Source organism: Cohnella silvisoli (genome assembly GCF_021190915.1).
Lineage (GTDB): Bacteria > Bacillota > Bacilli > Paenibacillales > Paenibacillaceae > Cohnella > Cohnella silvisoli.
Window position 1 is genome coordinate 118212 of sequence record NZ_JAIOAP010000018.1, and the last position, 21174, is coordinate 139385.

General features: G+C 50.6%; 6 protein-coding genes. All 6 read left to right on the forward strand.

All coding sequences use genetic code 11. From position 1 onward, the window contains the following. Positions 1–250: 250 nt before the first annotated feature. The 6 genes from K7P76_RS27355 (at position 251) to K7P76_RS27380 (ending at position 21135) form a co-directional block, all read left to right on the forward strand. Positions 251–8110: a SpvB/TcaC N-terminal domain-containing protein gene (locus K7P76_RS27355; RefSeq protein ID WP_232189250.1), complete on the forward strand. Its 7860-nt coding sequence runs from the start codon at positions 251–253 to the stop codon at positions 8108–8110. Between the two features lie 10 nt (positions 8111–8120). Continuing rightward, complete coding sequence (locus K7P76_RS27360; protein ID WP_232189251.1) at positions 8121–15713, forward strand: neuraminidase-like domain-containing protein; 7593 nt, start codon at positions 8121–8123, stop codon at positions 15711–15713. Then, complete coding sequence (locus K7P76_RS27365) at positions 15707–19456, forward strand: Tc toxin subunit A-related protein (RefSeq protein ID WP_232189252.1); 3750 nt, start codon at positions 15707–15709, stop codon at positions 19454–19456. The genes K7P76_RS27360 and K7P76_RS27365 overlap by 7 nt, the downstream gene beginning before the upstream one ends. 55 nt (positions 19457–19511) lie before the next feature. Beyond that, entirely contained in the window at positions 19512–19892 is a 381-nt protein-coding gene (locus K7P76_RS27370; protein WP_232189253.1) for a type 2 periplasmic-binding domain-containing protein, read from the forward strand. Between the two features lie 25 nt (positions 19893–19917). After that, entirely contained in the window at positions 19918–20625 is a 708-nt protein-coding gene (locus K7P76_RS27375) for a type 2 periplasmic-binding domain-containing protein (RefSeq protein WP_232189254.1), read from the forward strand. Positions 20626–20817: 192 nt separating this feature from the next. Further along, positions 20818–21135 (forward strand): DUF4870 domain-containing protein, encoded by a 318-nt coding sequence (locus K7P76_RS27380; RefSeq protein WP_309244797.1) that lies wholly within the window; start codon positions 20818–20820, stop codon positions 21133–21135. The last annotated feature ends 39 nt before the right edge of the window (positions 21136–21174 follow it).

The following is a 21174-nucleotide window of genomic DNA, read 5'->3' on the forward strand; positions in this document are numbered from 1 at the left end:
TTCTGACAAGAAGGTAATTTATGGAACTTGTATTAGAGTGAACCCCCACTAACGCCCTAAATTCAAACTACATTTTTCCTGATTAACTCTCATTTTCAGACAATTTATTCCTTTTTTATGGGAAGGAAGTAACTGGTGCACCACTACCATCTAAGATACAATTCATCTCAAGACATATGAGTTTACGCGACATGGCTCGAAAGAATTCTGAACTTGATGTAAGGGATATTCACGGAAGGAGACCACCTTAATGCTCTTACCGGAACATACAACAAGTCAAAGTAAAGACGAGCACGTATTGAAGACACCTTCCATAACGTTGCCCAATGGCGGCGGGGCGATTCGAGGGATGGGGGAGAAGTTCGCTTCCAATCCTGTCACGGGTACGGGTTCCATGAGCGTACCTATCGCAACCAGCCCTGGTCGTTCGGGCTTTGGCCCACAACTTTCCCTTTCGTATGACTCTGGAGCAGGTAATGGGCCTTTCGGTCTAGGATGGAATCTCTCGCTGCCTTCGATCACACGCAAAACGGACAAGGGGCTGCCACGCTATCACGATGCGCCCGATGCTATCGATTCGGATGTGTTCATTTTATCAGGTGCGGAAGATTTGGTACCCGTTCTTAAACAGGATGCAAACGGGAAATGGATTCGCGAGCAACTGAAGCGGACCGTGAATGGTGTTAGCTATCATATTCGCCGCTATCGTCCGCGCGTCGAAGGTCTGTTTGCCCGCATAGAGCGATGGACGAACGAAGCGCAACCCAGTGAAATTTTTTGGCGTTCCATCTCGAAAGAAAACATCACAACCTGGTACGGCAGAACTGACAATTCGCGTATTACCGACCCCACCCCCGATCATTCCGATCGCGTCTTCAGTTGGCTGATCTGTCAGAGCCACGACGATAAAGGCAACGTCATCTCGTATCAATACAAAGCGGAGAACGCCGATCAGTTGGATCTGTCGCACGCCCACGAACAAAATCGCGGCGACGAAAAGGATAAGCGGCGTACCGCAAATCGATATCTCAAGCGAATCTATTACGGCAATCACTCCCCCTATCTTCCCGAACTCCAGGCAGACAAGCCATGGCCAGAACCGTCGGAGGACGATAACAACTGGTACTTCGAAGTCGTGTTCGATTATGGCGAACATGACGAGACTCACCCTACGTCCCATGAAGCTGGACAATGGAAATCACGCTGTGACCCGTTCTCGTCAAACCGTTCTACGTTTGAAATCCGCACCTACCGATTGTGCAAGCGAGTGTTGATGTTCCATCACATTCCGGATGACCCGAATGGCCACAAAGGATACGAAGGCCTTGTTCGCTCGACTGACTTCTCCTATAAATATGAGAAAGACGGTGCTAGCTCACATACACCTGTTTATTCCAAACTCATCGAGATAACTCAGCGAGGCTATCAACGATCGGCTGGCGGAGACTATCTCGCCTCGTCGCTCCCCCCGCTCGAGTTCACCTACAGCGAAGCCATGATTCAGACGGAATTACGCGAAATACCCGAAGAAAGCCTGGAAGACTTGCCATTCGGCATCGACGGTACCTCCTGTCAATGGATTGACCTTGACGGCGAAGGGTTATCGGGTATGCTGTTCGAGCAGGCAAATGCGTGGTTCTACAAACGGAACCTTAGCCCACTTACTGGAGCGGGCGGCGGGCGCGTCGAAGCGAAGCTCGCGCCGGCGGTCCTTGTCACGCCCAAGCCCATGATTTCATTGACGGACAACGTGCAATTCCTCGATCTGGCAGGTGATGGCCTACCGGACGCTGTTCAATTTTCTAGCCCGATGCCAGGGTTTTACGAACGGACTGTGGATGAGAAGTGGGACTCGTTCGTGCCGTTCACTTCACTGCCAAATGTGAACTGGAACGACCCTAATCTCAAGTTCATCGATCTCGACGGCGATGGTCACGCCGATATCCTGATTAGCGAGCACGACGCTTTTATTTGGCATCGTTCGCTAGGCGAAGCAGGTTTTGATTCAGCGCAGCGAACGAGTAAATGCTGGGATGAAGAAATGGGGCCGCATATCATCTTTGCCGACGCGAAACAATCCATCTATGTTGCGGATCTAACGGGCGATGGATTAAGTGACATCGTACGTATTCGCAACGACGGGGTTTGCTATTGGCCGAATCTTGGCTTTGGCCGTTTTGGTGCCAAAGTTACGATGGATAATGCGCCACTGTTCGACCATACGGACCAATTCAGCAATAGCCGCATACGGTTAGCTGATATCGACGGTACTGGCACGACCGATATCCTATACCTGCATCTCGATGGTGTACGCGTGTATTTTAACCATTCCGGAAAAAGCTGGAGTGCCCCAACGACGATCCAAAACTTTCCCGTTCCGGATAATGTCGCTTCGGTTCAGGTGTTTGATCTTCTAGGCAACGGCACGGCGTGCCTGGTCTGGTCATCACCTCGGCCTGTCGATGCGCGCCGATCGCTCCGTTATCTCGATCTGATGGGCGGGCAGAAGCCGCACCTGCTGGTGAAGACGGTCAACAATCTGGGAGCGGAGACAACGGTTGAGTATGCGCCTTCGACGATGTATTACTTGCTTAATGAGCAGGAAGATAAGCCTTGGATCACCAAACTTCCTTTTCCAGTGCATTGCGTGGAAAAGGTAACGGTGTGCGACAGTTGGCGCCAAACCCGGTTCACGACCGCATACAGCTATCACCACGGTTATTTCGATGGGGCGGAGCGGGAGTTTCGCGGTTTTGGCCGGGTTGAACAGATCGATGTCGAAGACTACGGCGAGTTCGCGAAAGGGAACTCAAATAGCCCTTACATTGCCGACGACCACACGTTATATCAGCCGCCTGTCAAAACGATAACCTGGTATCACACCGGTGCGTTTCTTGATCGGGAAAGAACGCTTAAGCTCTTTAAGGACGAGTATTGCACGAGCTGGATTCAGGATGAGGGGTTTAATGAGAAAGAGTTGCCTGAACCCGACCTCGATTCCATGGACCTTACCGCCGATGAGTGGCGCGAGGCGTTAAGGGCGTGCAAAGGTATGGTGCTGCGCCAAGAGGTATTTGAGCTGGATGTGAAAGCGATGGCGGGGAGCGTACAAGAGCCAGTTAAAAAGCCGTTCCATAAGCCGGTCAAACTGTTTTCGACTGCTTTTCACAACTGTCATATTCATCTCGTGCAGCCGAAAGCGGATAACACGCATGCGGTTTTCCATGTTACCGAGAGCGAAGCGATCACCTATCACTACGAGTTGGAATTACTCCATGGATTGAAGCCTGATCCGCGCATTTCGCATACGTTAAACTTGAGCATCGACGAATACGGCAACATCCAGCAGTCCGTTTCCGTAGTCTATCCTCGTCTAATAGAGTATACCGACGACACTCTGAACGCCGATGTGCAACATCTGATTCGTAAGGTGCAATCCGAGACGCATCTGATCTATTCGGAGAGACGTTATACGAATGACGTGCCCAATGCGGTCCATCCTGATCCGGACGACTATCGTTTGCGGCTGCCTTACGAAGTGTTAACTTATGAGTTGACTGGCGAGTTGAAAACGAACACAACGGATCGCTATTTCACGTTAGAGGAGTTGCGCGAATACAAGCTTAGCGATATCTATCAGAACAGCAGTGCGGCGGTGAAGGAAGTTGCAGAGATCGCCTATCACAAGCTGCCTGATCGCATTTCGCCTCAGAAGCGAATCGTTGAACATACACGAACTTTGTTTTTCGATAAAGCCTTGAATAAGCCACTAGCACTAAGGGAATTGAACGCACTGGCTTTGCCGTATGAGAGCTACAAACTGGCGCTTACCGGTGACATTCTTGACATCGTGTTCGCGGATAAGATCACGCCAGACGTTCAAGCGACGCTTACGGACAAGAAATATAGCGGATACTTGACCGGTGCACAATTGGCTGCTCGTTTTGGCGCGAACACGACCGGACAGTATTGGAAGTGTTCAGGCATAGCAGGATTTAATGAGGATGCTCCCAATCACTTCTATTTGCCCGAGCGATACACTGACCCCTTTGATAACATAACAACACTCTCCTATGACTCTCGTGATCTATACATCCAATCTAGCACCGATGCGCTGGACAATCGTACTGAGGTAACCGAGTTCGATTGTCGCGTACTGGCACCTTGCCGAATGAAAGATGCGAACGACAATGTTTCGGAAGTAAGATTTGACATTTTGGGTATGCCCGCTGCCATTGCGGTGATGGGCAAAGGCGATGAAGCCGATAGCCTGAACGATTTTAATGACGATTTGTTGAACCTGGATTTGGACACCCGGCACAGATTTTTCGTCAATCAGGATTATGACGCTGCAATTGCCAAAAATTTGTTGCGCGGCGCAAGCACGCGGTATGTGTATTACTTCGGAGAAGTCATCGATAACGGCAACACCGTCTGGGGACGGTATCCTTCCTGTGTCAGCGCGATCATTCGGGAGCGGCATGTTGCCGACGAGCCGGATAGCCCGATTCAATGCGGGTTCGAGTATTCGGATGGCATGGGCAACGTACTTGTGAAGAAGACGCAAGCCGAACCGGAACGAACCGACGGGGCTTTGCGGTGGGTCGCCAGCGGCAAAACCATTCAGAACAACAAGGGAAAACCGGTCAAACAATATGAGCCGTATTTCAGTGCGCCGTCAATCGGACATCGTTTCGAGCATTCGCTAGAAGCGGGCGTAACTCCGGTGATGTTTTATGACGCGGTTGGACGGGTCATTCGCACCGATTCGCCGGATGGTTCTTACAGCCGCGTGGAGTTTTCGCCTTGGCATGCGAATCACTACGACGCCAACGACACGGTTAGTCAATCGGACAACAGATGGTTCGTCAACAAGAGCGCACCGACGGCATCGGAAGAAGACCGGCGCGCAGCACAATTGGCCGCCGAGCATGCAGATACGCCTTTGGTGTCAGTGCTTGACAGTCTCGGACGCGAGGTCGTCAAGATCGCTCATAACCGCATGGGACCGGCGAATGCTCTGGTTGACGAGAAATATGTCACCTATACGAAGCTTGATGCGGAGGGAAAACCTCTATGGGTACAAGATGCTCGCAGCAACCGCGTGGTGCAATACATCATGCCGCCGCTACTTAATGGAGTAGATGATTCCTCAACGATTCCAAACTTTACCCCTTGTTACGACATCGCAGGCAACTTGCTTTATCAACATAGTATGGATGCTGGCGACCGCTGGATGTTGAACGATGCGGCGGGAAAACCGATGTTCGCCTGGAACAGCCGCTCGCACGTGACGAGATTAGCCTATGATAGATTGCATCGACCAATCGGCTCATATGTCACTGGTGCTGACCCGAACGATCCAACACGCGAGATTCAATATGAGAAGAAGGTCTACGGCGAAGAGGTGGCGGACAATAAACGACACAACTTACGAGGCAAGCTGTATGCGCTTTTCGACACGGCGGGTGTCGTTACCAACGAGTCTTACGACTTCAGGGGCAATCTCCTGAGCACGAAACGCCAGCTTGCTCTCGACTACAAGACAACACCCGATTGGTCGCAAAATCCTGCGTTGGAAGAAGAACGTTTCGTTGCCAGAACCCGATACGACGCTCAGAACCGTCCGGTTCAGATCATCGCTCCGCATCTTTTAACGGCGGCAGCTACACAGCGAATCTGTGTAACCCAGCTAGCATATAACGAAGCAGGTTTGCTGGATCGCGTGGACTTATGGCTCAATCAATCCGCGGAGCCGACGACATTGCTCGCCGGAAATACGGCAAACCAGCGTTTGGTGAAGAACATTAACTACAACGCCAAAGGCCAGCGTGTACTTGTGCAATATGGCAATGAATCGGAAACCAGCTATGACTACGAGCCTGATACTTTCCGACTAAAGCGGCTCAAGACTAAGCGTAATCCTGATCACGCGGTGTTACAGGAACTGAATTACACTTATGACCCGGTCGGTAATATTACTCGGATCTTCGATGACGCTCAGGATCGCGTATTTCATAGCAACCAATGCGTGCAGCCGAGTGCTGAGTATCGCTATGACGCGCTTTATCGGCTGATCGCCGCCAGCGGACGAGAGCATAGAGGGAATGGTCAGCAGTTGGACTGGGATGACCGTTCCCGCTTCGTACCCGTGATGCAGAACGATTGCCAGGCGTTACAGAACTACGTCGAGACGTATCGCTATGACGAAGTCGGCAACATTATGCAAATGGTGCATCACACAGGGAGTAATCTGGAGCAGCCAGGTCAGGCGATCTGGAATCGGCGTTACCAATACGCGCTGGATAGCAATCGCCTGCTCTCCACTAGCGTACCCGGCGATCCGATCAATTCTCCCGGCTATAACGCCACGCCCGTTTACAGCGTGAAATATACATACGACGCTCATGGCAACATCACGGCGATGCCGCATTTGCCACAGATGAATTGGGACTTCAAGGACCAATTAAGCGCAACGACGGGGATGGTCACGAATACGAATGACAATCCGCAACACGCCCAATTGCCTGCGACGACTTACTACGTGTACGATGCGTCAGGTCAACGCGTTCGGAAGGTGACCACCACGCAAACCGGCGCGCCTAACAAGCAACGTATATACCTCGGCGGATTTGAGGTGTACCGCGAATATAGCAACGGTACAGTAAAGCTAGAGCGAGAGTCGCTGCATGTGATGGACGACAAGCAACATCTGGCATTGATCGAGACGCAAACAATTAAAGACCAATCTCAGATGACGAATGTCCAACCGCTCGTCCGTTATCAGCTTGGCAACCACCTTGGTTCGACCAGCCTGGAGCTCGATGAGAATGGAGAAGTGATTACCTATGAGGAGTACACTCCCTTCGGCAGCACCGCATATTGCGCCGGACGAAGCGCTTCCGAGGTGAGCTTGAAGCGTTACCGCTATACGGGCAAGGAACGGGATGAGGAGACGGGGTTAAGCTATCATGGTGCGAGGTATTATGCGCCGTGGCTGGGAAGATGGATGAGTTGTGATCCCAATGGAATTAGCGATGGCAGCAATATCTATCGTTATGTGAGGGGCAATCCAACCATTTTTGTGGATTTGTCAGGTCGAACTACGACATTAAATTTGTTATCCGAGGACATGAGAGATCAGAGGGAGCAGGAGCTCAAGAAACAAGCAGACGACCCCTACGTGACAGAAGGAGTTTCCAAGGAAGAAGTCGCTGACGCCATGAACTTAAAAAACGGGGATATGATAGAAAAATACGGATGGAACAGACGTGGTCAAATTTTTGATGCGATGAGCAAAATGTCTTTGAAAGATTTAGCGAGGGCTTTGCCGGAACAAGATAAAACGGTTTATTGGCAACCGAGTGGCCGACAGGCAACGAACTCACAAGAACAAAGATCGGTGCTTGCAGATAAAGTGGAGAACTTCAATCCAGGTACGCCAATCGGTGGTATCGTCAGAACGGCAGCCTACGCCGCTGGAGCATCACACGAAGAAGCAGAAAGGATTGGAGCCGTCGGTGATCTAGCAGAGGGGCTTTTACCTGCAGCAACCGCAGGTGTTGCGAGATACAAAGCAGCTAGCGCAAAAGCTCAATCAACAAAACCGATTACTGGCGCGCGGAACGCTAATAAGGGCGTTGGAACTCCGACAAGTTCTCATAATGCCGGGAAAAACAACTCGGTTAATCCCCCCGATCCATCGACTGGAGAAATTAACGACGAAAATTGCGTTCCCTGCACTGCTGCGACTTTGAAGAATGTGAATGAGAAAAGTCAGGCTTCGACGGCAAATAACATCGATCCAGCAGGACTAATGAAAAGTGTAGGAAGGGCGGGGCAAGCACTTAAATTTGTTGCGAACGCGACTGGTATGCAGTATGACGAAAAGCCTGTTGACCTTAAAAATAACAAAGATGCCTTAGCTGCGAAATCCGGCCATTACGTCATTATCGCAAGAACGGCAGCAGGTGGCCATATGGTATATGCACAAAAGACCGATTCCGGGTCATTTGTCATCTATGATGGTCAGCATTCAAAAATCTATACTTTGGATCAGCTCCGCAGTCAATACAGCGACATTGCGGCTTATCGCTTCTATAACAAGTAGGAGGAAACCCATGAACAAAATTACATTTCCTTTAGAACATGGAAAACAAGGCTCTGAAGTAGGCGACCTGCAAGCCGCGCTGCAATTGTTCCTCGACAAGTCTATTCTATTGGAGAACGAAGAAGGAATGCGGCGGGAGTACTCCTATGGACTACGACGTGAAAATGCCGAACAGATTTACAGCGATTACACCTCAAAGCTGGTCAGCATTTTCCAGGAAGAGCGGCGACTTGAAGCCCACGGCAAAGTAGATGAACAGACCGCTAATGCTATGAACGCCATCCTTCGCAATCTCGGGTTACTGAATGTAGAAGGCTGGACCCAGGTTGTCGAAGCTCTGAATACGCAAGGTCAAACGCTGAGTGCCATCAGTCTTGGAACGGATCGTCTAGCGAGTATAGACGAGAAGATCGGCACACTGGGCAAAGCTCCCTTGATCAGCTTCAACACGCGCGGTAAAGCAGTGAGAAGCTTGCATGAACAATTGCATAGCTTAGGAGTTTCATTGCCGGCCAACGAAACGGCCGAGGGCATTTTCGGCGTTGGCACTCGCGATGCGCTGCTGCAACTACAAGCGAAACACGATTTAGTCCGTACAGGTTTGTTCGATGATGCTACGCGAAATGCCCTTGCCATTGCCGTCGGCAGCGTGTCACAGCCAAGGCGTGTCGAGGGACGAATTTTACTTGATAATGGCTTGCCTGCTTCAAGGGTCAAACTGAGTATTGTACACAAAGGTTTTGGCGAGGATGCTGTCGTGTTAGGAGAGACGGAAACCGACGAGCGCGGGTTCTACGCGCTGCCCTATGACACAAATGGTACGGCGGCGAACATTGAAGTGCGCACGTTCGATGCGAATAGCAACGAGGTCCGGCTCTCCAATCCGAAAGTGAACGCTGACCGCAGCGAGGTAATCAATCTCGTAGCGCCTTCAACGGTCATATCCCAGGCGAACGAGTTTGCGTTGATGGCAAGCGATCTGGGAAGGTTCGTGGGTTCTGACCTGAGCAAGCTCGCGCTGGCCCAAGAGAGCGAAGAGAGGCAAGATTTGACGCTGCTGCATCAATCCACGGATTGGGATGCGCGCTTGATCGCTAGAGCTTCTTCTGCCGCCCAATTGAACGCAGTGACGGGTATTTCGCACGAGGCTTTATATGGCGTTATCCGCGCTGGCTTGCCTGATGATCCCGAAGCTTTGTCGATGGTAAGTCCGGAGGCGTTCGCAACCGCGCTGAAACGGGCCAACGAGGCAAGCGTCATTGCCCTTGACGCCGAGCAGATGGCGGCGGCTAACCAAGTGTTCGAACAGTTCGCGATGGATAAGCGGCGTAATATGATCGTGCCGGGTATGTTGTCCAACGTGGGCGACATGTTGGATCAAGTCCGTATGGAACCCGACCATAAGGCGGTGTTTGAGAAGCTGGTGCTCATGCACGACGGTGAAGACGAAGAGCTGTGGGTGGAGGCTAAGGCACAGGGCATTCCCCGCGAACGTATCGCCGATATGCAATTACAAGGCAAGTTAGCTTATTTGACCCTGAACAATGCGCCTCTAACGAAAGCGCTGCAAGACGAGTTGGGCTCACAGGACAACCTGGCACAGTTGGTAGAGAAAGACTTGTATAAGCAGGACGAGTGGGTGGATCGACTTCATCGCATGGCGTATGATGACGGCACCCTTAATCCGGACAAGGTTGCAAAGCTGATTCCGGCTGCTTACACGCATAAGGATATCAACGACCGCGTCACCGCTTATGCCAACGATTTAGCACGTAAAGTACGCCAAAGTTTTCCCACTCACGTTATCAGTCGGATGCTAGCGAAGGATGATTTGACGCTTGGCGCGCAACACGCCGAGATGAAAGCGCCTGTGCAATCGTTATTGAATAATGCCGTAACCAAAGGGTTTCAACTTGGACGTACACCGGTGGGGCAATTCCTGATGCAGCACGGTGAGACTCTGTTTGATGGCTTCACTGAGGACGATAAGCAACTCGCCGAGACTGGTGTCAAGCTGTTGACGCGGGCTTATCAGATGACCCCGAACGACGAATCGATGACGAAATTGCTTGCGCTCGGTTTCACCTCTGCAAGGCAAGTAGCGTCCATCCCGAAAGCGGAATTCGTAGGGAGATATGCGAAAGATTTCGGTTCCAGTTCGGAAACAACAGTCATCTGGGATAAAAGCGTTCAGATTACTTCTTCTACCTTCAACATCTTTACGCTGGCCAAGAAGCTAGACAGCACTCCTCCGATTCATGCGATTACCGGCAACTCCGAGCGCCATGAGAAATCCAAAGAAGAGTTGAAATCATCGTTGCTCAAAGCGTATCCGACGATGGAGTCGCTCTTCGGTTCATTGGATTATTGCGAGTGCGATCATTGTCGTTCGGTGCTCAGCCCTGCCGCGTATTTGGTGGATCTGCTGCGCTTTATCGACCCTATCGAGCAAGATTGGAAACTCACCCTGGATAGTTGGGCATTCAAGCACAATGGCAGAACCTATACGGGTCCCGACTACCATTTTATGAAACCGTACGACGCGCTCATCCAACGCCGCCCTGATCTGCCCCATCTTCCGCTAACCTGCGAGAACACCAATACGGCATTGCCCTATATCGATCTCGTGAATGAAATTCTAGAGTATTACGTTGCCAACGATCAGATGGATGAAAAGGCTGTACGCGATACAGGCGAAGCCACCTCAGCGGAATTGATTGCGGAGCCGCACAATCTCATCCCCTTAGCGTACGACACTTTGAAAGACGCCAATTACCCGCTAACGTTGCCCTTCGATCTATGGTTGGAGACGGTGCGCCGCTTTTGCGCGTACTTCGAGACGCCGTTCTGGAAAGTGCTGGACACGTTCCGACCGAGCGACAACTTATTCGCGCCTGCATCCAACCCTGAAGCCTATTACCGTGCCTCTATTTTCGCGGAATATGTTGGCCTCTCTCCCAAGGAATACGACATCTACGCTGCCCCCGCGATTGCTCTTTGGCCCAAGCTTTATGGGTATGACAAGGAGAACGATACCGAAGCCACAACTTTAGAGTCGCTTATATCGGCGAAAACACTTTCGCGTCGGTTGGGCGTGACCTACAAAGAGCTCGCCGAGCTTATCAAGACGGAGTTCGTGAATCCAAGGTTGAACACGTTAGTTATGCTGCGCAAATTGGGCGTAGAAGTGAGCGATGTGTTCCGCTACAAGAAACACGAAGATTACATACCTCTCACGCCAGAGGAAGAAGCGGAATTAGTAAACCGGCTAACTCAGCTAACCGAGAAGTTCCAACCCCCATTCAATGCTAGCAAATGGTTGGATGATTCGTGGGAGGACCGCTCGTTCGAGAAAATTCTGGTGTTGCGAGACGCTGACGCCGGTTGCGATTTTGATCAAACGACAGTGTGTTATGCCAATCCGAATGACCCTGTGCAGCCGCTAGACTTTGTTAAGCTGAACCTGTTCGTGCGGTTATGGAAACGGCTCGGTTGGACGATGGAAGAGACCGATCTCGCTTTGCAAACCTTTTTCATCTTGCCAGAGGATGATGTCATCAGCGACGAGGCTTTAGGAAATGCGATGAAGACCGCACTCATTTATCTCGCGCATCTTAAGGAGCTTAATGAACTCATCAACGTAGGCAAAAATAGCCGGATCAAGCTGCTAACGTTATGGGCCGGCTTGCCAACTAAGGGCAAAAACTCGCTATATGCGCAATTGTTTTTAACCCGCAAGAGTGATGTCATTTTCGATGACCCGTTGGGCAACTACCTTAGCAATCCTAACGTGCAGCTTATCGATCACTTGCAGGCGCTGCAAGCTGCACTGAATTTGACCGCGGACGAGATCTCGCAAATTTTGCAGGACGGCAATAAAGGAGACGAGGGCGATGTGACGAAAGCAAAGCTTTCGCTGGCTAATGTCTCCCTTCTTCATCGTTATGGGCTTCTGGCTAAAGCATTAAAAATGTCCATATCCGAACTGATCTCTTTGAAGGTGATGAGCGGATTAAACCCGTTTCATCCCCTAAGCTCGGACGTGCTGAACGATATCCAAGACGATATCCCGCTCCAGCACACGATTGAATTTGTACGTCGCGCGAAACAGCTGAAATCCAGCACATTTTCGATCAGCGATCTCGAATACTTATTTCGACATCGTGTTGATCCTCTCGGTAAATATCGGGAAGACGTCGATGCTAGATTGGCATGGATGGGGACGTTATCTGCGAAGTTGCGGACAATTGCAAGCGACTTTGCTGTGCCATCGAGCGCGGACAGCATAAGCGATGATGCGCTGCGGCAAAAGCTGGCTATGGCGTTTGCGCCCGATGTGGTGGAGATGCTGCTCGATAAAGTCGCTTATAGCGCGACGAAAGAAAACGTAGTTCCAAACAGTCGCCTTGACCCGAACACTTACGGGAAAAACGGAGTGAGCGTTTCCTACGACGAGACGCGCGAGCGGCAACAAGTGACTTACGTGGGCGTATTGACCGCCGCTGCTAAAAACGTCTTACTGAATCTTTTTCCACAACCAGCGTTTGATGATCAAGCTGCCATTGAAGCGCGAAATACGATTTCAGATCTGCTCGATGAAATTGTGTTGAAGTCAACAGACCAATACAGGGTGTTCTTCGACATGAACTTCGACGTTGAGCTACTGAACTTTGACGATTTCTTCGGAGCAGAGGTGACCGAGACGCGAGAGAATAAGCGCCTGAACCTAGTGAAGAAGATATTGCCGTTCTTGCAAGCGAAGTTGGCGCGTCAGGCGATTTGGCAAACGATGACGACGCAGACCGGCGGCGATCCGGCGTTGATCGAATATTTGCTCACAAACAGCAATGCTCTCTCTTTGCCTGACTCAACCAATGAGTCCCTGACGGCACGGTTTGAGGGATTGGGAAAGAGCGGATTTACGTTATTGCTAACGCCGACAGATCTTAATAAACAGCCCTTCAAGTTACTAGATGAGAGGTTGAAGATAAAGGAATCCGACAAGTGCAATAAGGCGCAATGGAAAGGCTGCATCGAGGTTCCCCAGAGCGGAGCATACCGTTTCTTTGCCCATCTAGGTAAAAAGGGAGCAAAGGTACATTTGCGTATCGACAGTGCCGTTGAACCGATACTGTCCGGTACGGCTGCGAACGATGACGCGCAACTGAGCGGGTTCATCGATATGAAGTCGGGTACGTTATATGCCGTTACGCTGGATGCAAGCGACTTGCAAGACGGGGCGTTTCAATTGCTTATTAAAGGAGAAACGACGACTAAATGCCCCTTCAATCAGCTTGTGGCGATGATCCCGCATGATGAGTTGGATGGAGCCACGCGCGCCTATGCGATGTTAACCAAAACATCGCAGCTTGCGCAAGAACTTGGCTTAAGCGAGCGGGACGTGCGCCATATTCTGGCGTATGCTGCGGACTTTGGCGGAGTGGACTGGCGGTTGTTGCCCATACAAGAGCCCGGGGTAGTCGACTCTTCCGTAGCGCTCTTCAATGGATTTCTACGATTACTGGATTATGCCACTCTTAAGAGAGACATGGCGGGCGGAGGCGATGATCTAATTGCCGTATTCGAGGAAGCGCATCGCCTATCGACAAATCAGCCTGACATCGTGAAGGAATTGTGCCTACAAATTGCAACCATGACACGGCGCAAATCTGAAGGGATACAAGCTGCTGCAACTGTATTGAAAATGACGGAAGCTTTGCATTTTGCGGATGCGTCGCGAATGGAACGTTTATGGCAAGCATTGCAGATCGTGGAGAAGTACGGCGTGTCGGTGGTGACGTTGAAGAGATGGCTCACCCCGCGACCGGATGCTTCCGTGGCCATGGATGTGCGCAATACGATCAAGGCCCGTTATGAACCGGAGATATGGCAGCGTATCGCCAAAGGGATCTTCGATCCGTTACGTCAACTTCAACGTGATGCACTTGTCGCGCGTATTATGTACATGAATGAAGAGTTGGACAGCGAGGAGAAGCTGTTCGAATATTTTCTGATCGACCCCGGCACGGAGCCGGTTGTGCAAACTTCGCGACTGAGGTTGGCGATCTCCTCCTTACAGACATTCATTCAACGTTGTTTCTTGAACCTGGAAAAGCGGGTGCATCCTTCTGTGCTTAATACGCAGCATTGGAGTTGGATGAAACGTTATCGGGTGTGGGAGGCCAATCGCAAAATTTTTCTTTATCCCGAGAACTGGCTGGAACCAGAGTGGCGCGACGACAAAACGCATTTGTATCAGGAGCTGGAAAGCAGCTTATTACAGGGTGATGTCACGAACCAACTGGCCGAGGATGCCTTGTACGTGTACTTAAAGAAGCTCGACCAGTTGGCGCGGCTGGAAATCGTCACTATGCATGCCGAGGAGAGACCGCCCGGTCCGCCGATCATGCACGTAATCGGACGCACTTATCTGTTTCCGCATCAATACTTTTATCGCAAATACGCGAATCAGATGTGGACGCCGTGGGAACCGATTTCGGTAGAAATAGATGGAGATCATGTGGTGGCCGTCATGTGGCGAGAACGTCTACATTTGTTCTGGTTGACCTTTATGGAGAAGGTAGAGGAGTCAAAAGACGGACCCCAATCCATGCAAAAAGGCCCGACCGGAGGGCTAGGTCTAAACATTCTAGTCTCGGAAACAGCGACTGTCTCGAAAGGGGCGGCGAAGAGAATACTGGATACTCAATTGAACTGGTCCGAATACGATCAGGGCGCATGGACACCGCGCGAATCCAGCGGGTTTGGCAATACGCTGCCTATTACGACTTCATTCGATGCCAGCAAGGTCATGATTACCGTATCCAAGGAGAACGACCCAGAGACAGGCGCTGATACCATCGTCTGGATCAATATGAATTTGAACGTAAGCAACTTAAAACTCAAACAATGTTTCCGTGTGGCGAGCAGAAATTCGCGTCCGCAGTTCATGCAGAAACCCGGAAAGATCATTCCTGCCTCGCCTTACTCTTACAAAGAAGTTATCCATAACCGTTACAAAGGGTCAGGGCCATTAGCGGTAACGTTCGTACAGAGTATAGAAACGACGGATGGGGTCGTGAAAGCCACACCGCCCGCGCCGCAAACCATTTTATCCAAAGGCGGCTCTTACAATCTATTGCCGACAAACAATCAATTGCATTTTCCTAACGAGGAGTTCGCGTCGCTTATCAGCCCATCCTTTTATGCCGATGATTTGTACACCTTTTTCGTGGAGCCATCGCTAACGGAGACGACCGTGGACAGGTGGGAAGGCTACACGATAACTCACCACTCACAACGACCCAAGTGGATCGATTTCGTCGAGCGTCAGCCCCATCTTCTTACACCGGTCATTCCGCCAAAATATAACCAAGAGGTTTTTAAGCTTCCCGAATATATACCCGACTTTATTGATCCGTTAGCGCTGCATGAGATCCAATCCCATGTGGATGAGCTAACACATCCCAACATCGGCGTTCAGTATGGCGATACCATCATAGGTTCTTCGGGCCGCATACATAACCTCGACAACATGACCGATATCGTCACTAGCATTGGTGGCAGCATCAATCTGAGAAATAGAGGTGCAGGTTCATGGTGAATGACACGAAAGGTACTTATGCAGCCCCTTTTCACGGGTTGATCGATTCAAGTGCCATCCATTATCTAGGGTCCATGGAGGATGTGGCAGAGACTGAGACAGGTGTGCATCACACCGTGACCCAAACACGTTCGTTAAGTTATCGCTTCTATCCGCACTTTCACCCTTACGTGAATGAATTGGCCAGGAGATTGATCGAGAAATCCGTAACGGGATTGCAAGCTGCGGACACCGATTATAAGTCGAACGACGACGGCACTTTTCAGACGCAGCCGTTCAGTTATCGGATTGCATTGCCGATCGGACTGACATTGATCTTGCCCAAGCCCGGCCAACCGACGGAGACAGAAGTGATTAAGCTGCCCGGGAGCGTTGCGGTTACTCTTCCCGATGGGGTCAAGATCAAGCTCGCCAACGGTAACGAGGCGATATTACCAGGTTGTGTCATCGCCAATGATGCTGAGCGGGGCACGCGGGTCGTACAAGATGATGGTCTTACAGCAGACCTAGCAGATGGCGAAGTCGTCTTACTCGCCTCTGCGGCTAAAGTGACTTTACCCGAAAAGAGCATCATCATCGGCGATGATGGTTTTCAGCGCAAGCTTACCGAGTCATGTATCGTAGAAGTGCCGATGGGGACGAACGTGAGTCTGTTGGGAGGAAAACCTCTTCCCACTTTGTACAAGACGATATTTACGGAGTCGCGATATGCTCCGTCCGATCTGGTGCAGCAGCCTTACCCGGTAAGCGACCTCGACTTTACTTCCAGTGGCGCTTACTCCGTCTATAACTGGGAATTGTTCTATCATGTCCCGCTTGCGGTAGCCATTCATTTAAGCAATAATCAACGCTTCGAGGAAGCCCAGCGCTGGTTTCATTTCATCTTTGATCCTACGGACAGCAGCGACGGTCCGACGCCGGAACGATTCTGGAAAGTGAAGCCGTTCCAGTTTACAGAAGTCAAACAGATAGAAGACATTCTCTTGAATTTGTCCTCGGACGCTGACTCGAAGCTGAAGGATGACACGATCAGCAGCATCGGCGCATGGAAAGATGCACCGTTTCGCCCCCACCTGGTTGCGCGCTTCCGCCAAACGCCATACATGTTTAAGGCAGTGATGGCTTATCTGGACAATCTGATCGCGTGGGGGGATGACCTGTTCCGCCAGGATACGGGTGAGTCGATCAGCGAGGCGACGCAGATTTACGTGTTGGCAGCATTGATTCTAGGCGAGCGTCCGCAACCCGTACCTAAAAAAAGCTCGATGGTACCGCTCACCTATGCAAGCGCACGTCATAAGTGGGACGAGTTCGGCAACACGCTGGAGAAGATAGAAAGCGAAATTCCGTTTGATTTGTCGGCTTTTCCCACGGCCGGTGGTGCAAGCGATCAATTCGCGACTCTAAGCAGCATCGGCACTTCGTTATATTTCTGCGTGCCGCGTAACGACAAGCTAATGAGCTATTGGGATACGGCAGCCGACCGTCTGTTCAAAATCCGTAATAGCCTTAACTTGCAAGGCCTTTTCCGCCAATTGCCGTTATTCGAGCCGCCTATCGATCCGGCTTTATTGGCGCGCGCAACAGCGGCAGGATTGGACGTGGGCGCGGTAATCGCAGGAATCAATCAACCGCTGCCGCTGGTTCGCTTCCAACTGCTTGTACAGAAAGCCGGGGAAATTTGCCAAGAAGTCAAATCCTTGGGCAACAACCTGCTTTCGGCGATAGAGAAGGAAGACAATGAGGCGCTGGCGATCCTCCGGGCCAGACATGAGAAGGAGATTCTCGGTTTAGTCTATACAGTTAAGTATGCACAGTGGCAGGAATCGATAAAGAATTGCGAAGGGCTGGAAACTTCGCTTGCTAATGCTGCACAGCGTTACATCTATTATGAACGCATGTTAGGCAAACAAGAGAGCGATATCGTATTTCCGGAGATTGATGCCCTGAATGCGGAGTTATTGGAAAAGTTAAAGTTCATGAGCGACGAACCTGACATGCAACGCCGTCCTGTTGAAATCGACATTGCGAAGGATTTGGGGGACTCGGGAGGAAAGATCGTAAACCGTTACGAGGCAGAGGAATTGGAGAAGTCGGGGCAAGCGCGAGACATTCAAGATATGATCAAAATTTTGAACCTTTCGGCTCAAGGCTTATCCTTGATTCCCGATTTTAAGATCAATCTTCATTTTTGGGGATTAGGGGGATCTTCCGATATTTCTGGCGGCTCCAAGCTCTCTCAGGTTAGTCGATTTGCGGCTAACGTCGCCCTCGCATATGCCGATCGCTTAAGCTATGAAGCGGGCCGTGCTGCTAAGATCGGTTCTTACGCCCGTCGGGAGCAGGACTGGGTGCAGATGAGCAATGCTGCCGTTGGCGAGATCAACCAAATTTTCAAGCAACTGCGGGCAGCGCAAATTCGCGAGAGTATTTCCGAGCGAGAATGGCACAATCACAAACGGCAAATGGAGCATTCGCAGGAGATTGAAGACTTCTTGACCAACGAGAAAAACGGTAAGAAAACGAATCAGGCGTTCTACGCGTGGTTGAAGCGCGAGGTGCGCGGCATGTATACGCAAGTGTTCCAATTTGCATTCGATGTGGCTAAGAAAGCGGAGCGCGCGTTGCAGCACGAACTGGGAAAGCCCGATCTGACGTTCTTGCAATTCGGCTACATGTCCGGCAAAGAAGGTTTGTTGGCAGGTGAAAAGCTTTATCTCGACTTGAAACGAATGGAAATGGCTTATCACGAATTAAATCAACGCGAATATGAGCTAACGAAACACGTCAGTCTGTTTCAGATCGACCCGATGGCTTTGCTGCAGCTTCGCACGACGGGGAGCTGTACGGTTTCTCTGCCCGAGGAGCTGTTCGATATGGATGGGCCAGGTCATTACTTCCGCCGTATAAAAACCGTAGCCGTCAGCATCCCTTGCGTAGCGGGTCCGTACAGCTCGGTAAATTGCACGCTGATGCTGACCAAGAGCTCGATTCGCAAAGAGGTGAGCATTGGGGATGGCTATGCGCGTCAAGGCGCCGAAGATAATCGGTTTAGCGATCACTATGGCAGCTTGCAAGCGATCGTGACGAGTTCGGCCCAGAACGATAGCGGTCTGTTCGAAACGAATCTTCGCGATGAACGGTATTTACCATTCGAGAACTCGGGTGTCATAAGCGAATGGCAGCTAGAGCTGCCGAGCGAGCCTCGCCAGTTTGATTATAATTCGATCAGCGACGTCATCTTGCATATCCGTTACACGGCGCGCGAGGGCGGCGTTCCCTTACGTAAGGGTGCTACCGATAATGTGAAGTCATTGATTAGGGAAGCCCAGGCACCGGGGTCCGTTCGACTGTTCTCCGTGCGCCACGAGTTCCCGACCGAGTGGGCAAAATTCCTCAATCAAACGCCGTCCTGCAACCAGCGATTCGAGCTTATGCTCACCTTACGACCGGAGCATTTCCCGTTCTGGAGCGAGGGACGAGTGAAGATGCAACGGATCGACATGATTGCGCGCACTGGAGATACGGCTTCTTCCAGCTTGGACGTCTTTGAAACGGCTGAAGGGGAAGATAAGACGACATTAATGAAATATACGATCATGGGCAGCCTGCTCGTTGGAAAATTCAGCGGTGCAGCAGAAGAAATCGTTTTGCCTGATAAGACCGAGAGTAAGCTGAAGCTCTTTTTCGACAAAAAAGGGATTGCAGATCTCTGGATTGCGGTGACATGGAGCAGTCAATAACGGGTTGATCTTGCGCCAAAAAGAGGCCATTATCCGGGAGTTCAGAGTCCTGATAATGGCCGTTATTTCTATTTGGAATTACCCGCCGGTCGTCATCACCAAAGAGAAGGCGCTGAGGGATAATGATCAATTGAAATTTAACGACACGATTGATAATAACCCGATTACGCGTTGGGCTAGAAACCGTCTTGGCATTATCCAGATGAATAAGTGGATTCTCTCGGACGAGAATCAGGCGCTGGCTACGAGAATCAAGCTGGCCTTGTCGAGCGACGAGGAGCTTCCTGACGTCTTGTTTATATTGGACAAGGATATTCCGGAGCTGCTCAGCGTTCTGTTGGAATCAGGCAAAGTGATTGATCTGGAAGAAGCCTTCAACACCTACGCGCCGACTCGCATCAAAGAGGCATATAAGAAAAAAATTCCGAGGTATTGAAGACGGTTACTTACAAAGGGGGAATATGGGGCATTCCGCAAATATCCGACGACAAGGTCGGCTCTCCGATTATATGGATCCGTCAGGATTGGCTGGACCGGCTGGGCCGGACGGCAAGATCAGCAAGATTGGCTCGCAGGTTTCGTATGGCGCCTATTTTTTCCGCAAGGGATTCTCGCATATGGATGCCGTATTTGCCTATATGGATCAGGTATACGGGGTATTAATCGAAGATTTGGATTCCGACTTTGCCGAAGGCTACGCGGAAGGCTACGATTATATAAAGCGGGACGGGCAAATTATTTATGATTTCCGAGTATCTACCAGCACGATCGCCAACTTTTTTCTCGTCTCGCCGGGAAGTACTCCACCCCATGTCATGCAAGGGGGAAGCCTGGAAAGCCGAGTGCTGCGGGGCAGCACGAATACCCATTATGAGCGGAAAATGGCCAGTACGACATCGCGGCGTTACTTGGAAGGGCTTAAAGTCGGAGCTATCCAAGTGGCTTATTCACACAGCAATAAGTTCGTCGGGCGATATACGCCTACAATGAATCTGAAGTGGACGCTGCTGAAGAAGCTGGAGAAGGAAACGATGCTGAAGATCGTATACGGCAATTTGCCGGTCGAAGCTTTCGATGACTTTATCAGACAGTGGAATGAAAGAGGAGGAGAGGACATAACCCGAGAAGTTAACGAATGGGATCAATCGGTCAACGTTACCCGTAAATAGTTATAGCAGAAGTGCGGATTCAGGATGGTCGGAGTCGAAGTCCCGGTATTCGTAAAAGTCGGGAGAACAACTAGGTGAAAATACCTAGGAGTAATAACCAGTGTTGACCAAAAGCATGACGCCAGTAACTTGTAAAATGATGTCAGTTTGAACTAAGCTAGAGACAATACAATCTATTAATGAGGTGTTGTCGTGCAACCAACCGTAAACGAAACCGATGTTCAGCAAAATAAAGGGATGGCCATCGTGGGTTACATCTTATTTTTTGTCCCTTTGTTAGCCGCCAAGGAATCTCCATTCGCGCAGTATCATGCTAGACAGGGACTGAATCTCTTTCTTCTAGCGCTGGCCGTGAACATCGTGCTAGGGATCCTGCCGTTTATTGGATGGCTGCTGCTTCCATTTGCCAATCTGGCTATACTCGGACTTATGATTATCGGGATTCTCGCAGCGGCTAACGGTCAGATAAAACCTTTGCCGATCATTGGCAAATATGAAATTTTGAAGTGATTGCCGATCATAGTACGATCACCTCCACCGACCTTCCGT

What these genes read in the sequence shown, in the direction of transcription:
- K7P76_RS27355 (WP_232189250.1), top strand. Translation starts at nt 251, where the DNA reads ATGCTCTTACCGGAACATACAACAAGTCAAAGTAAAGACGAGCACGTA.
- K7P76_RS27360 (WP_232189251.1), top strand. Translation starts at nt 8,121, where the DNA reads ATGAACAAAATTACATTTCCTTTAGAACATGGAAAACAAGGCTCTGAA.
- K7P76_RS27365 (WP_232189252.1), top strand. Translation starts at nt 15,707, where the DNA reads ATGGTGAATGACACGAAAGGTACTTATGCAGCCCCTTTTCACGGGTTG.
- K7P76_RS27370 (WP_232189253.1), top strand. Translation starts at nt 19,512, where the DNA reads ATGGCCGTTATTTCTATTTGGAATTACCCGCCGGTCGTCATCACCAAA.
- K7P76_RS27375 (WP_232189254.1), top strand. Translation starts at nt 19,918, where the DNA reads ATGGGGCATTCCGCAAATATCCGACGACAAGGTCGGCTCTCCGATTAT.